The following is a 15,497-nucleotide window of genomic DNA, read 5'->3' as shown; positions in this document are numbered from 1 at the left end:
CAAACTCTTTCCCCACACCACGCTCTTCCTATGTGAATCCGCGAGCAAGAAGGCGGAGTAGCGAGGACGGACCGCTGGGGCCCCGGGCGCGCGCCGCTCGCCCGGGGCCCCGCGCTGTGGACCGGGCGCCCGGCAGACCACCGGCGCCGCGGCCCGGCCCGTGGCCACCCGGTCCGAGGCCCCGCGCTGTGGACCGGGCGCCCGCGTCGCCGATCCGGGGCCCGGTGTCCCGGCTCCGCGTCACCCGGTCCGAGGCCAGGCGCCAGTCCGGACGCCACGCACTGCCCGTGGGCCCCGGTTCGCGGCCCCGGGCGGGTCCGTCGAGGTGATGTCGCCCCGGTGCGCGGCACCGGGCGGGGCTGTCGAGGCAATGTCGGTGGCGGCCGTCACAATGGTGGGGTGAGTACGACCAGCCTGACCTCCCGCCTCCCCGTGCCCGCGCACGCCGCCCGCCTGCGCGAAGCGCTGCTCGCCGCCGACTTCACCGCCGACGGCCTGCTCGAACGGCTCGGCGCCCCCGCCTACGCCGCACTCGCCCGCAGCGAGACCGTGCCCGCGCTGCGGGCCACCCGGGGGGACTCCCCGCTGGAGACCCTCGTCCGGCTCTTCCTGCTCCAGGGGTCCGTCCCCGCCGAGCGGGCAGCCGCCGCGCTGCCGCTGGAGGAGTGCCTGGCGGACGGCTGGGTGGAGCACGAGGACGGCGAGGTCCGTGCCGCCGTCGACGTGCGGCCGTACGGCGGCCCCGAGGGCCAGGACTGGTTCATCGTCTCCGACCTCGGCTGCGCCGTGGGCGGGGCCGGCGGCATCGGGAAGAAGGACGAGGGCGTCGTCCTCGGTGTCGGCGGGGCCTCCACCACCCTCGCCGGCATCACCGTCCGTACGCCGGTGTCCTCCGCCCTCGACCTCGGCACCGGTTCCGGCATCCAGGCCCTGCACGCCGCCCAGCACGCCACCCTGGTCACCGCCACCGACCTCAACCCGCGCGCGCTGGACTTCACCCGCCTCACCCTCGCGCTCTCCGGCGCCCGCGAGGCCGAGCTGCTCCAGGGCTCCCTCTTCGAGCCCGTCGACGGCGACACGTACGACCTGATCGTCTCCAACCCGCCCTTCGTCATCTCGCCCGGCGCCCGGCTCACCTACCGCGACGGCGGGATGAGCGGCGACGACCTGTGCCGCACGCTCGTGCAGGAGGCCGGGGAGCGGCTCAACGACGGGGGCTACGCGCAGTTCCTCGCCAACTGGCAGCACGTCGAGGGCGAGGAGTGGCAGGACCGCCTGCGTTCCTGGGTCCCGCGCGGCTGCGACGCCTGGATCGTGCAGCGCGAGGTCCAGGACGTCACCCAGTACGCCGAGCTGTGGCTGCGCGACAGCGGGGACCACCGTGAGGAGCCGGGGGAGTACGCGACGCGGTACGAGGCGTGGCTGGACGAGTTCGAGAGCCGCGAGACCAAGGCGGTCGGCTTCGGCTGGATCACCGTGCGCAAGAACGCCGCGGTGGCCTCCGGCGAGGTCGAGCCGTCGATCGTGATCGAGGAGTGGCCGCACCCCGTCGAGCAGCCGCTCGGCGAGACCGTACGGGCCCACTTCGAGCGGCAGGACTATCTGCGTGCCCGCGACGACGCGGCGCTGCTCGCCGACCACTTCGCCCTCGCGCCCGAGGTGACGCAGGAGCAGGTCGGGCTGCCGGGCGCCGAGGACCCCGAGCATGTCGTGCTGCGGCAGAACCGCGGGATGCGGCGCGCCACCAAGGTGGACCACGTGGGGGCGGGCTTCGCGGGCGTGTGCGACGGCTCCCTCAGCGCCGGCCGGATCCTCGACGCGATCGGGCAGCTGATGGGCGAGGACCCCGTGCTGCTGCGCGACCGCACCCCGCAGGCGATCCGGCTCCTGGTGGAGGAGGGCTTCCTCCTTCCGGTCGGCGAGGAGGAGCGGCGGGGTTGATACGGATCGAACTGGACGAGGCGTCGCTCGGCGCGACCCGCATCGCGATCAGCCCGCTGCGGGACGCCTTCTGCGCCCTCCACCTGGCGCTGCCGTGGCGGCAACCCTCCTGGCCCTACCAGGAGTGGGTCGCCGGCGCCCGGCGGGTGTGGCGCGAGGACGAGCGGCTCGCGCCGCTGCGGGACCTGCTGGCCGAGGGGCGGTACGAGGTCTCCGACTTCCTGCTGCCCCGCCCCGTCGGCACGGTGAACGTCCACGAGGAGCTCGACCAACTGCGCTCCACCGATCCCGAGTTCGTCCGCGCACAGGCGGCGGTCTGCTACCCGGGGATGGCGGACGAGCCGTTCCTCAGGCCGTACCTGGAGGACCCGCGGGCCGCCTGCGCGGCGCTCGCAGACGCCTACGCGGCCTGGTGGGAGGGGGCGATCGAGCCGTACTGGCCCACCATGCGCCGACTCGTCGAGGACGAAGTCCTCGTCCGGGCGCGGACCTTCGCGACCGAGGGCGTCGACACGCTGTTCAGCGGGCTGGAGGCGCGCGGGCGCTGGGAGCGGCCGGTGCTCGAACTGACCAAGTACCACCAGGCGGAGTACGCGGCGGGGGAGCGGCGCCTGGTGCTGGTCCCGCTCGTCTTCGCCGAGGGCTGCCGGCTCTACTCGACGGACGACCCCGAGGTGGTCGCCGTCTCGTACCAGGCCCGCGGGGCAGCCGCCCTGCGGGACCCGGCCGAGCCCGCCGCCGACGACCGGCTCGGGCTGATGCTCGGCCGCGGCCGGGCGGCCGTCCTGCGGGAGCTGGCCGGCCCGCTGACCACGGCCGGTCTCGCCGACCGGCTGGGGCTCGCGCCCAGCACGGTCTCCGAGCATCTGTCGGTGCTCGCCGAAGCGGGGGTCGTGACCCGGCACCGGGTCGGCCGCTCCGTCTACTACCAGTTGACGGACACCGGCCGTTCGCTGCTCGCGCTCCTCGCCGGGGAAGGCGTGCTGCAGGCGGTCGCCTGACGATTCGGGGGCTCCCGAATCGATGGTCCGGGGCCGTACGGCGCTTCTAACGTCCCGCCCATGCTCGCAATCGAGGCGGACGCGCTGCGCCGCACCTACACCAGCAGGACCGGTTGGCCGCGGTCCCGCAGGACCGAGACCGAGGCCGTGCGCGGGGTCACCTTCGAGGTGGCGCCCGGCGAACTGTTCGGACTGCTCGGCCCGAACGGCGCCGGGAAGACCACCACCATCAAGATGCTCAACACCCTGCTGCTGCCGACCGCGGGGACCGCCCGCGTGTTCGGCCACGACGTGGCGCGTGACCCCGTCGCCGTACGCCGCCGCATCGGCTACGTCTTCGGCGGCGACCGAGGTCTGTACGACCGGCCGTCCGCGCTCGACAACCTCCGCTACTTCGCCGAGCTGTACGGCGTCGAGCCGCGCGCCCAGAAGCGGCGGATCGCCGAACTCCTCGATCTGGTGGGCCTCACGGGCCGCGAGCGGGAGCGGGTCGAGGGGTATTCGCGCGGCATGCGGCAACGCCTCCACATCGCCCGCGGGCTCCTCCACCGCCCCGACGTCCTCTTCCTCGACGAGCCGTCGATCGGCGTCGACCCGGTCGCCGCCCGCGACCTGCGCCGTACCGTCGCCGATCTCGCGGCGGCCGGCACCACGGTGCTGCTCACCACCCACTACATGGCCGAGGCGGACGAGCTCTGCGACCGCGTCGCCGTCATCGCCGGGGGACGGATCGAGGCGATCGGGACGCCCGAGAGCCTCAAGTCCCGCGTCCAGGAACGGGACGTGCTGGAGATCGAGGCGTACGGGGCGAGCGAGGCACACCTCGGCCGCATACGCGAGCTGCCGGGGGTGCGGGGCGCGTCGGCGGAGGACCGGGGCGCGGCGCAGACCGTGACCGTGCAGACGGACCGAGGGGCCGAGCCGCATGCCTCGATCCTGGCCGCGCTCGACGGCGTACGGCTCGGGCGGGTCGTCAGCCGTGAACCCTCCCTGGAGGACGCCTACATCGCGATCGTGTCGGAGTCGGTCCCGGGGGAGGTGCCGGCGTGACGCGCGTCCTGCGGCTGATCGGCGTGGGGGTGCGCACCCATGTCTCGTACATGTCCCGCTCGCCCATCGAGATCACCTTCGCCGTCCTGGTGCCGCTGGTGTACGCGACCCTCGCCGTCCATCTGTTCCGTGCGGCCGGGGACCCCGAGCGGCTGCTCACCGCGTCCGTCGGAGCCGGGCTCATGGGGATCTGGGGGTCGGTGCTGTTCGGTTCGGGGGGCGCCGTGCAGAACCAGCGCTGGCTCGGGACGCTGGAGACGCTGGTCGTGGCGCCCGCGCCGCTGGCGCTCGTCCTGCTGCCGATCACCCTCGCGACGGCCGTCATCGGTACGTACGCGATGGGGGCGACGGTGCTGTGGGGCGTGCTGCTCTTCGGTGTGCCCCTGGACTTCGCGCACCCGTTCCTCTTCCTCCTCGCCGTCCCCGTGTGCGTGCTCGCGCTCGGCATGATGGGGCTGCTGCTCGCCGCCACCTTCGTCCTGCTGCGCAACGCCAACGCGCTGGCCAACCCGCTCGACACGCCCGTCTGGCTGCTGTCCGGGCTGCTCGTGCCGATCAGCGTGCTGCCCGCCTGGACCCACCCCGTCTCCTGGGCGCTGCCGACGACCTGGGGCGCGCGGGCCGTACACGCCGCGACCTCCGGCGGGGACGTCCTCACCCCGCTGCTCGCGGCCGTCGCGCTCGGCGCCGGATACGCGCTGGCCGCCGTCCTCGTCCTCGGCCGGGTGGAGCGGCGGGCGCGTGCCGCGGCCACGCTCGCCCTCGCCTGAAAGGCCCCAGAGATGTTCCGTTTCCTCGCCTCCGCGCGGCTCGTGCTCGTCGGCGGATCGCTCTCCTACCGCGCCCTGTTCAACTGGACGACCCCGCCCATGTTCATCGGAACGCTGCTGGTCGGGCCCCTGCTCCAAGTCTTCTTCTTCGTCTTCCTCGGCAGAGAACTCGGTGTCGCCGACGACCGTTTCCACCTGGTCGGCAACGCCGTGCTCGCGGCTTCCGCCTCCTGCGTGTACGGCGGCACCATGGCGATCGCCAACGAGCGCCGGTTCGGCACCCTCGGGGCCGTCCTGCTCTCGCCGCGCCGCCGGGTTCCGCTGTGGGCCGGACGCGCCCTGCCGTACGTCCTGAACGGGCTGTTCGTCAGCGCCTTCGTCCTCACCGTCGCGGCGCTGGTGCTCCGGATGCCGGTGCCCGTCGGCGCGCTGCCCGGTCTGGCCGTGGTCCTGCTCGTCGCGGCCGGCTCCTGCTCGGCGTTCGGGCTCGCGCTGGGCGCGCTCGGGCTCCGCTTCCGGGACGTGTTCCTGGTGTCGAACGTGGCCAGTTCGGTGCTGCTCCTGCTCACCGGCGCCGCCGTCCCCCGGCACACGCTGCCGGAGTGGATGAGGACGGCGGGCGACCTGCTGCCGCTGACCCACGCGGCGGACGCGGCGCGCCGGCTCACCGCCGGTGACGGCTTCGACGGTGCGCTGCTCGCCGCCGAGACCGTGGTCGGCGTCGGGTACGCGTTCCTGGCCGTGGCGCTTCTCGCGCTCTTCGAGCGGGGCAGCAGGCGACGGGCCTCGCTCGATGTGATGTGACGTACCGGAGAGAGGAAAGAGGTGGGGGCACTACCGGCCATATTCGTGAACCCGGACGGGAGCGTCCGCGTCGTTCACCCGGAATTCGCGCCCACGACGCCGGGAGGTGCCAGCCTCGGCCTCCAGGGACCACGGGGGACCGTCACGGGAACGGGGTACGGGCATGGAGAGCGGGCCGGCGATCTTCGCGGGAACGGCGTTCGCGCTGTTCGGAGCGGCGCTGCTGTGGTGGACGGGGGTGCGGGTGAGGCACGGCCGGCCGGTCGCGCAGGGGGTCGCCACGCCGATGGCCGCCACGCTGACGACGATCTTCGGAATCGTCTTCCTTCTCCTTGGGGTGTGGTGCTTCGGGCGGCTGTGACGGGGTCGCGCCGAGCGGGCCCGCCCCACCGGACCGGGAGTCCGGGCGGCAGGAATGCCAGGACTCGGGTTACCGTTCGAGTGGCCGTTGCGGGCTTTCGCCGTTTGACACGGGGGCGGGTTGTACCGTCACACTCCGCAGCGACGGCAGCGTCACCGAGCGTGCCGCCGCCGTGCGTGCCATGCGGAGTGCCAGCGCCGTACGTGCCACCGAGCGTCGACCGGAGAGAAGAGCGAAGTTGTCCCCGACCAGCGAGACCGCACAGGGCGGCCGCCGACTCGTCATCGTCGAGTCGCCTGCCAAGGCGAAGACGATCAAGGGCTACCTCGGCCCCGGCTACGTCGTCGAGGCGAGCGTCGGGCACATCCGCGACCTCCCGAGCGGCGCCGCCGAGGTGCCCGAGAAGTACACCGGCGAGGTGCGCCGCCTCGGCGTCGACGTCGAGCACGACTTCCAGCCGATCTACGTCGTCAACGCCGACAAGAAGGCCCAGGTCAGGAAGCTCAAGGAGCAGCTGGCCGGGGTCGACGAACTCTTCCTCGCCACCGATGAGGACCGCGAGGGCGAAGCCATCGCGTGGCACCTCCTGGAGGTCCTGAAGCCCAAGGTCCCGGTCCACCGGATGGTCTTCCACGAGATCACCAAGGACGCGATCCAGGAGGCCGTCCGCAACCCGCGCGAGCTGAACAAGCGCATGGTGGACGCCCAGGAGACCCGCCGCATCCTCGACCGCCTGTACGGCTACGAGGTCTCGCCGGTCCTGTGGAAGAAGGTCATGCGCGGCCTCTCCGCGGGCCGTGTCCAGTCCGTGGCCACCCGGCTCGTCGTCGAGCGCGAGCGCGAGCGCATCGCCTTCCGCTCCGCCGAGTACTGGGACCTCACCGGCACCTTCGCCACCGGCCGCGCCGGAGACTCGTCCGACCCGTCGTCCCTGGTCGCGCGCCTGAACACGGTCGACGGCCGGCGCGTCGCCCAGGGCCGCGACTTCGGCTCCGACGGGCAGCTGAAGACCGCGAACATCCTCCACCTCGACGAGGAGAAGGCGCGGGCGCTGGCCGCCTCGCTCGCCGACACCTCGTTCAGCGTCCGGTCGGTCGAGTCGAAGCCGTACCGTCGCTCCCCGTACGCCCCGTTCCGTACGACCACCCTCCAGCAGGAGGCGAGCCGCAAGCTGGGCTTCGGCGCGAAGGCGACCATGCAGGTCGCCCAGAAGCTGTACGAGAACGGCTTCATCACCTACATGCGTACGGACTCGACGATCCTGTCCGACACCGCCGTCTCGGCGGCCCGGGCGCAGGTCACGCAGCTGTACGGCGCCGACTACCTGCCGGAGAAGCCCCGCGTCTACGCGGGCAAGGTCAAGAACGCGCAGGAGGCGCACGAGGCGATTCGCCCTTCGGGTGATCGTTTCCGCACCCCGGCGGAGACCGGCCTGACCGGCGACCAGTTCCGGCTCTACGAGCTGATCTGGAAGCGGACCGTCGCCTCCCAGATGAAGGACGCGACCGGAAACTCGGTCACCGTGAAGATCGGCGGCCGCTCCGCCGACGGCCGGGACGCCGAGTTCAGCGCCTCCGGCAAGACGATCACCTTCCACGGCTTCATGAAGGCGTACGTGGAGGGGGCCGACGACCCGAACGCCGAGCTGGACGACCGTGAGCGCCGGCTGCCGCAGGTCGCCGAGGGCGACGCGCTGTCCGCCGAGGAGATCACCGCCGACGGCCACGCGACCAAGCCCCCGGCCCGCTACACCGAGGCATCGCTGGTCAAGGAGCTGGAAGAGCGCGAGATCGGCCGCCCGTCGACCTACGCGTCGATCATCGGCACGATCCTGGACCGCGGCTACGTCTTCAAGAAGGGGACGGCGCTCGTGCCGTCCTTCCTCTCCTTCGCCGTGGTCAACCTGCTGGAGAAGCACTTCGGCCGGCTCGTCGACTACTCCTTCACCGCCAAGATGGAGGACGACCTCGACCGCATCGCGCGGGGCGAGGCCCAGGCCGTGCCGTGGCTGAAGCGTTTCTACTTCGGCGAGGGCGAGGGCGAGGGATCCGGCGCCGCGGCGGACGCCGGGAACGGCGACGGCGACCACCTCGGCGGGCTGAAGGAGCTGGTGACCGACCTCGGCGCGATCGACGCCCGGGAGATCTCCTCCTTCCCCGTCGGCGACGGCATCATGCTGCGCGTCGGGCGCTACGGCCCGTACGTCGAGCGCGGTGAGAAGGACGCCGAGGGCCACCAGCGCGCCGACGTCCCCGAGGACCTCGCCCCCGACGAGCTGACGGTCGCCTACGCCGAGGAGCTGCTGGCCAAGCCCAGCGGTGACTTCGAGCTGGGCGTCGACCCGGTCAGCGGCAACCAGATCGTCGCCAAGGCCGGCCGCTACGGCCCGTACGTCACCGAGATCCTGCCCGAGGACACCCCGAAGACCGGCAAGAACGCGGTGAAGCCGCGGACCGCCTCCCTCTTCAAGTCCATGGCGCTGGACACCATCACGCTGGACGACGCGCTCAAGCTGATGTCCCTGCCGCGTGTGGTGGGCGCCGACGCCGAGGGCGTCGAGATCACGGCGCAGAACGGCCGCTACGGCCCGTACCTGAAGAAGGGCACGGACTCGCGGTCGCTGACGGAGGAGGAGCAGCTCTTCACGATCACGCTGGAGGAGGCGCTCGCGATCTACGCGCAGCCCAAGCAGCGTGGCCGGGCGGCCGCCAAGCCGCCGCTGAAGGAGCTGGGTGTCGACCCGGTCAGCGAGAAGCCGGTGGTCGTCAAGGACGGCCGCTTCGGCCCGTACGTGACCGACGGCGAGACCAACGCGACCCTGCGGACCGGTGACAGCGTCGAGGAGATCACGCCGGAGCGCGGCTTCGAGCTGCTCGCCGAGAAGCGGGCCAAGGGGCCGGCGAAGAAGACGGCCAAGAAGACGGCGGCGAAGAAGACGGCGGCCAAGAAGGCGGCGCCGGCGAAGAAGACGGCCGCCAAGAAGACCGCCGCGAAGAAGACGACCACGGCCAAGTCGGCGGCGGCGAAGAAGACCGCGGCCGCGAAGAAGACGGCCGAACAGGCGTAAGCAGCGCACGTCGTCAGGGGCGGGGGCCATGGCCTCCGCCCCTTACGACGTTTGTTCGGGCGGGGCCACGGGGAGTGAGGGGGTCCGGATAGGGTGGACGGATGACGCGAGCAGAGCAGCCAGACTCCGACGTCGCACTCGTCGCAGACTCCAGGGAGCGTGCCGTACGGGCGCTTTTGCGCCATCAACCATTGCGACGGCTCTGGAGCGCCCAGTTCGTCGGCGGGACGGGGGACGCCCTCGCCCTGCTCGTCCTGGTCCTCCTCGGCCTCCAGGCCGCGGTCTCCGAGGGAGCCCTCGGCGGCGGCTATCGCGGGGCCGCGCTCGCCGTCGCCGCCGTGGTCGGTGCCCGGCTGCTGGCCTCGGTGCTGTTCGGCGCCGTACTCCTCGGCCCCCTCACCGCGCTGACCTCGCCCAGCGGCGCCCTCGACCGGCGCTGGACCATGATCGGGGCCGACGGCCTGCGGATCGCGCTCCTCGTGGTCGCGCCCCTGTGGATCGACTGGACCCCGGACAAGGCGCTCGGATTCCTGCTCGGCACCGTCTTCGTCGTCGGCGCCGCCGAGCGGGTGTGGACCGTGGCCAAGGAGGGCGCGGCCCCCGCGCTGCTGCCCGCGCCGCCGCTGGAGGGCGCCGCCGTCCGGCCGCTCCCGGACCACCTGGACGCGCTGCGCCGGCTGTCGCTGCGCACGGGATTCCTCGCCGTGCCGGCCGCCGCGGCCGTGCTCCTCGTCGCCACCCTCGTCGGCAACCTGCTCGGCACGGGCATCGAGTGGTTCTCGCTGCACCAGGCCGCCCTCGGCGCCTACGTCGCCGCCGGGCTGTTCGCCGCCTCGCTCTCCGTTCTCTACGCCGTCGAGCTGCCCGGCGGACAGACGCCCCGCCCCCGCTCGCCCCTGGAGGGCCTGCGCAGGGCGGAGAAGGGCCGCACGGGAGCCGTCCCGCTGCTCGTCCTCGCCTGCGCCACCGTCGCCGGAGCCGTCACGGCCGCGGCGGCGGTCTCCGTCCTGCACGCGTACGACCTCGGCGGCGGGCCCGTCACCTTCGCGCTGCTGATCCTCGCGCTGAGCGGGGCCACCGCCGTCGGCATCAGGACGGCCGGATCCGTCCTGACCGCCCTCTCCCGCCGCCGGCTGCTCGCCCTCGCGATCAGCCTCACCGGCATCGCCCTGCTGGCGATGGGCCTCGTCCCGGACACGGCCACGGTCCTGTTCCTCGCCGTGCTCGCCGGCTACGCGGCGGGAGTCGCCGCCAACACCGGCCACACCCTCATCGACCAGGAGACCGAGGAGTCCCGGCGCCCCCGGGTCACCGAACACCTCCAGGCCGTCGCCCGGGTCGCCATGGGAGTCGGCGCGCTCGGCGCTCCGCTGCTCGCCGCCGCCATCGGAGAGCACCGCCTGGCCTCCGGCAGCTTCGTCTTCGCGCACGGCGGTGCCGCGTTCACGCTGATGCTGACCGGTGCGCTGCTGCTGCCCGTCGCCGTGATCGTCCTCGCCAAGACCGACGACCGGTCCGGGGTGCCGCTCCGCCGCGACCTGCGCGACGCGCTGCGCGGCGCCGACCCCGTCCAGGCGCCCGCGCCGAACGGCTTCTTCATCGCCCTGGAGGGCGGCGACGGAGCCGGCAAGTCCACCCAGGCCGAGGCGCTCGCGGAGTGGATCCGCGCCAAGGGCCACGAGGTCGTCGTCACCCGCGAGCCGGGCGCCACGCCGATCGGCAAGCGCCTGCGCTCGATCCTGCTCGACGTCTCCTCGGCGGGTCTCTCGCACCGCGCCGAGGCCCTGCTGTACGCCGCCGACCGCGCCGAGCACGTGGACTCGCTGGTCAAGCCCGCCCTGGAGCGGGGGGCCGTGGTCATCTCCGACCGCTACATCGACTCCTCGGTCGCCTACCAGGGCGCCGGGCGCGACCTGTCGCCGACGGAGGTCGCCCGGATCAACCGCTGGGCGACGGGCGGACTCGTTCCGCATCTGACCGTGCTGCTCGACGTCTCCCCGGAGACCGCGCGGGAACGGTTCACCGAGGCGCCCGACCGGCTGGAGTCCGAGCCTCCGGAGTTCCACGCGCGCGTGCGGGCCGGTTTCCTGGCCCTGGCGGCCGGTGACCCCGGCCGCTACCTCGTCGTCGACGCCGGCCAGGAGCCGGAGGCGGTCACCACCGTCGTACGCCACCGGCTCGACCGGATGCTGCCGCTGTCCGAGGCCGAGGTGAAGGCCCAGGAGGAGGCGCGCCGGAAGGCCGAGGAGGACGCCAGGCGCCGGGCCGAGGAGGAGGCCGCCCGCAAGGCGGAGGAGGAGCGGCTGGAGCGCGAGCGCCAGGAGCAGCTCGCCAGGCTCCGCGCCGAGGAGGAGGAGCGCAAGCGCCAGGAGGAGGAAGAGGCCCGGCGCCGCGAGGCCGAACGGCAGGCGGAGGAGGCCCGTCAGCGCGCCGAGGAGGCCCGGGTGGCCGCCGAGGAGGAGCGCAAGCGGCGCGAGGCCGAGGAGAAGGCCCGCCGCGTGGAGGAGGAACGCCGCCGCAAGCAGGCCGAGGAGGAGGCTCGCCTCCGCGCGGAGGCGGAGGAACGCCGCCGCGAGAAGCAGCGCAAGGCCGAGGAGGCCCTGCTGAAGGCCGAGGAGGCGCGACGCCTCGCCGAGGCCGCCGCGGCGAAGGCCGCAGAGGAGGCGGCACGGAAGGCGGAGGCGGAGGCCGCGGAGCGCGCGGCTCGGGAAGCCGCCGAGGCAGAGGCCGCGGAGAAGGCCGCCTCGGCTGCCCGGGAGGCCACCCGGGCCGCGGCGGCCAAGGAGGCCGCCGCTGCGGCCGAGGCCGCTCGGGCCGAGGGTGCCGCTCGCGAGGCCGAGGCCGCTCGGGCCGCGGAGGCGGCCGGGGCCGCTCGGGAGTCGGCGAACGAGATCACCGTTCCGACCCCGATCGTGCGTCCGGACGAGGTGACGCAGAACGTGCCGATGGTGTCGCCGAACGAGATCACCGTTCCCACCCCGATCGTCCGTCCGGAGGACGGCACGGACGCGGAGCCGGAGGCCCGGACCGACGCCAGGACCGACGACGAGACCACGGTCCTGCGAGCCGTGCGGGGCGCCGACGAGACGGCGGTTCTCCCGCCGGTGCGAGGCGCCGACGAGACCGCGGTTCTGCCGCCCGTACGGGGGGCGAGCCCGACCGACCGGGTGCCGCAGGACATCTTCCGCGACGAGCGGCCCACGGCCCCGGCCGAGTCCGCCGGCTCCAACGACCGCACGCGCGAGCTGCCCCAGCTCGACGAGCAGGGTCGCCCGAAGCGCCGTTCCGACTGGGCCGAGGAGACTCCGCTCGACGATCTGCCGACCCTGGCGGACGAGCTGCTCGGCCCGCACGACGACGAGGACGAGGGCCGGCGCCGCCGGCGGTGATCGTCCGAGGGGCGCACGGGTGAAGGGCCGCGGGCGGACTGCCCGCGGCCCTTCGCCGTGGAACCGGTGTCGTAGGGGTGCCCCACAATGGAGTGCGTACCTGAGGAGGGGCAGACATGGCCGTATGGGACGACCTCGTCGGACAGGCGCGGGTCGAGGAGCAGCTCGCCGCCGCGGCGCGGGACGCCGACGCGCTCGTCACCGCCCATGCCGCCGGCGGGACCGCTCCCGACGCCTCCAAGATGACCCACGCCTGGCTGTTCACCGGACCCCCCGGCTCCGGCCGGGCGACGGCGGCCCGCGCCTTCGCGGCCGCGCTGCAGTGCGTGAGCCCGGACCGGGCGCTCGGCGGGGCGCCGGGATGCGGCTTCTGCGACGGCTGCCACACCGCGCTGGTCGGGACGCACGCCGACGTCGAGGTCGTGCGTACGGACCTGCTCTCCATCGGTGTGAAGGAGACCCGCGACCTCGTCCGGCGCGCCCAGCTCTCGCCCGCCGGCGGCCGCTGGCAGGTGATCGTCCTGGAGGACGCCGACCGGCTCACCGAGGGCGCGGGCAACGTGCTCCTGAAGGCCGTCGAGGAGCCCGCGCCCCGCACCGTGTGGCTGCTCTGCGCGCCGTCCCTGGAGGACGTGCTCCCCACCATCCGCTCCCGCTGCCGCCACCTGACCCTGCGCACACCCCCGGTGGACGCGGTCGCCGACGTGCTCGTACGCCGTGACGGGATCGAGCCCCCGGTCGCCGCGGCCGCCGCGCGCGCCACCCAGGGCCACATCGACCGTGCCCGCAGGCTGGCCACCGACGAGCGTGCCCGGGCCCGCCGCGCCGTCGTCCTGAAGCTCCCGCTCCGGATCGACGACATCGGCGGCTGCCTGAAGGCGGCCCAGGAGCTGGTCGACGCGGCGGGCGAGGACGCCAAGCAGGTCGCAGAGGAGATCGACGCCAAGGAGACCGAGGAGCTGAAGGCCGCCCTCGGCGGCGGCCAGGGCGGCCGGATGCCGCGCGGCACGGCGGGGGCGATGAAGGAGCTGGAGGAGCGGCAGAAGCGCCGGAAGACCCGTACGCAGCGCGACAGCCTGGACCTCGCGCTCACCGACCTCACCGGCTTCTACCGCGATGTCCTCGCCCTGCAGCTCCGCGCGCGGACCCCGATCGCCAACGAGGACGTGCGGGACGCCGTGGAGCGGGTCGCCCGCGACACGGCCCCGGAGCGGACGCTGCGCCGGATCGAGGCGGTGCTCGCCTGCCGGGACGCCCTGGACCGCAATGTCGCGCCGCTGCTCGCGGTGGAGGCGATGACGATGGCCCTGCGCGGCTGAGGACGGGGCGTTCGCGCGGTGCGGCTGAGGACGGCGCGTTCGCGCGGCGCGGCTCGGCTCGGAGCACGGCCGTGCGCGGCTGGGCACGGAGCCCCTCACGCTGCGCGACTGAGCTCGGACGATTGGACACGGTCCGTACCCGTACGGATACGCTCCGGTCCATGGACTCCAGGCGCTTGCTCCGTACATCCGCCACGGCCCTCGCGGCCGCCGGGCTGATCCTCTCCGGCTGCACGGGCGGCAGCGACGCCGCCGCGCCCGCGACCCCTTCCTCGGCGGGGGCGCCCGCCCCGACGTCCGATGCCGCCCTGCGGAGCTACTACGCCCAGAAGCTGACGTGGCGCGACTGCGGAGTGCCGTCGTTCCAGTGCGCCTCGCTCCGCGTGCCGCTCGACTACGCGAAGCCGGCGGCCGGGGACATCCAACTGGCCGTGTCCCGGGTCGCGGCCACCGGTCCGGGCAAGCGGATCGGCTCGCTCCTGGTCAACCCCGGGGGCCCCGGCGGCTCCGCCGTCGGCTACCTCCAGGGGTACGCGGGCATCGGGTACCCGGCCCCCGTCCGCGCCCGCTACGACATGGTCGCCGTCGACCCGCGCGGCGTGGCGCGCAGCGCGCCCGTCGAGTGTCTGACGGGCCCGCAGATGGACGACTACACGCAGGTCGACCAGACCCCCGACGACCGCGCCGAGACCAACGCGCTCGCCGCCTCCTTCAAGGGCTTCGCGGCGGGCTGCGCGAAGCGCTCGGGGAAGGTCCTGCCGCGCGTCTCCACGGTGGAGACCGCCCGGGACATGGACGTCCTGCGGGAGGTGCTCGGCGACAAGAGGCTGAACTACGTCGGCGCCTCGTACGGCACCTTCCTCGGCGCCACCTACGCCGAGCTGTTCCCCTCGCGTGCCGGACGGCTCGTCCTGGACGGGGCGATGGACCCGTCGCTGCCCGCGATCGACCTCAACCGCGACCAGACCGCCGGCTTCGAGACCGCCTTCCGGGCGTTCGCCGCCGACTGCGTGAAGCGGGCGGACTGCCCGCTCGGCACCGGTACCGTCGCCGAGGCGGGCGGGAGGCTGAAGACCCTCTTCCGCGATCTCGACACCCGGCCCGTGCCGACCGGCGAGAGCCGCAAGCTGGGGGAGTCGCTCGCGACGACCGGCGTGATCGCCGCCATGTACGACGAGGGGGCCTGGGAGCAGCTGCGCGACGCGCTGACCCAGGCGATCGACGGCGAGGGCGGGGGTCTGCTGGCGCTGGCGGACACCTACTACGAGCGGGGGGCGGACGGCTCGTACGCGAACCTGATGTCCGCCAACGCGGCCGTGAACTGCCTGGACCTCCCGGCGGCCTTCGGCGGACCGGCCGATGTGGAGAAGGCGGTGCCGTCCTTCGAGAAGGCGTCCCCCGTCTTCGGCGCGGGCCTCGCCTGGGCGGCCCTGAACTGCACCTACTGGCCGACCCCGGCGACCGGACACCCGCACCGCATCACCGCCGAGGGCGCGCCCCCGATCGTCGTCGTCGGCACCACCCGCGACCCGGCGACCCCCTACAAGTGGGCCGAGGCCCTGGCGTCCCAGCTCAGCTCGGGAAGCCTGCTGACGTACGAGGGCGACGGCCACACGGCGTACGGCCGGGGCAGCGACTGCATCGACACCGCGATCAACACCTACCTCCTGGACGGCACGGCCCCGAAGGACGGCAAGCGCTGCACGTGAGGGGTGGCGTGGGCCACGTGGAGGGTGGTCAGGAGCACCCCTGGAAACTGTGTAGACTTGGCGAGGCCGCTGCACCCACCATGGGA

Annotated in this window: 10 protein-coding genes; all 10 read left to right on the top strand. The window is 73.7% G+C overall.

Going from position 1 to position 15,497, the window contains the following annotated elements:
• Positions 1-399: 399 nt before the first annotated feature.
• The 10 genes from AB0D99_RS33185 to AB0D99_RS33140 all read left to right on the top strand — a co-directional run bounded on the left by AB0D99_RS33185 (position 400) and on the right by AB0D99_RS33140 (position 15,411).
• Positions 400-1,941, top strand: a complete 1,542-nt coding sequence (locus AB0D99_RS33185) for a methyltransferase (protein WP_362371001.1) — start codon at positions 400-402, stop codon at positions 1,939-1,941.
• A complete protein-coding gene (locus AB0D99_RS33180) occupies positions 1,938-2,942 on the top strand; it encodes a helix-turn-helix domain-containing protein (RefSeq protein WP_362370998.1) in 1,005 nt (334 codons plus the stop codon). Before AB0D99_RS33185 ends, AB0D99_RS33180 begins: the two co-directional genes overlap by 4 nt.
• Before the next feature lie 60 nt (positions 2,943-3,002).
• Entirely contained in the window at positions 3,003-3,992 is a 990-nt protein-coding gene (locus tag AB0D99_RS33175) for an ABC transporter ATP-binding protein (protein ID WP_362370995.1), read from the top strand.
• Positions 3,989-4,762, top strand: coding sequence for an ABC transporter permease (locus tag AB0D99_RS33170; RefSeq protein WP_362370992.1), 774 nt, complete (start codon positions 3,989-3,991; stop codon positions 4,760-4,762). The genes AB0D99_RS33175 and AB0D99_RS33170 overlap by 4 nt, the downstream gene beginning before the upstream one ends.
• A gap of 12 nt (positions 4,763-4,774) precedes the next feature.
• Complete coding sequence (locus AB0D99_RS33165) at positions 4,775-5,566, top strand: ABC transporter permease (protein WP_362370989.1); 792 nt, start codon at positions 4,775-4,777, stop codon at positions 5,564-5,566.
• A 163-nt stretch (positions 5,567-5,729) separates the two neighbouring features.
• Entirely contained in the window at positions 5,730-5,927 is a 198-nt protein-coding gene (locus AB0D99_RS33160; protein ID WP_362370986.1) for a hypothetical protein, read from the top strand.
• A gap of 238 nt (positions 5,928-6,165) precedes the next feature.
• The gene (gene topA, locus AB0D99_RS33155) at positions 6,166-8,994 is read left to right on the top strand and encodes a type I DNA topoisomerase (RefSeq protein ID WP_362370983.1); all 2,829 of its coding nucleotides are present in this window, start codon (positions 6,166-6,168) and stop codon (positions 8,992-8,994) included.
• 101 nt (positions 8,995-9,095) lie between these two features.
• The gene (tmk, locus tag AB0D99_RS33150; protein ID WP_362370980.1) at positions 9,096-12,383 is read left to right on the top strand and encodes a dTMP kinase; all 3,288 of its coding nucleotides are present in this window, start codon (positions 9,096-9,098) and stop codon (positions 12,381-12,383) included.
• 116 nt (positions 12,384-12,499) lie between these two features.
• Entirely contained in the window at positions 12,500-13,702 is a 1,203-nt protein-coding gene (locus AB0D99_RS33145; protein ID WP_362370977.1) for a DNA polymerase III subunit delta', read from the top strand.
• A 161-nt stretch (positions 13,703-13,863) separates the two neighbouring features.
• Positions 13,864-15,411 (top strand): alpha/beta hydrolase, encoded by a 1,548-nt coding sequence (locus tag AB0D99_RS33140; protein WP_362370974.1) that lies wholly within the window; start codon positions 13,864-13,866, stop codon positions 15,409-15,411.
• Positions 15,412-15,497: the final 86 nt, after the last annotated feature.

The sequence above is a fragment of the Streptomyces sp. NPDC047971 genome (assembly GCF_040653355.1).
In the GTDB taxonomy this organism is placed as follows: domain Bacteria; phylum Actinomycetota; class Actinomycetes; order Streptomycetales; family Streptomycetaceae; genus Streptomyces.
The sequence above is the reverse complement of the archived record's forward strand: the minus strand, read 5'-3'. Positions and strand labels throughout refer to the sequence as shown.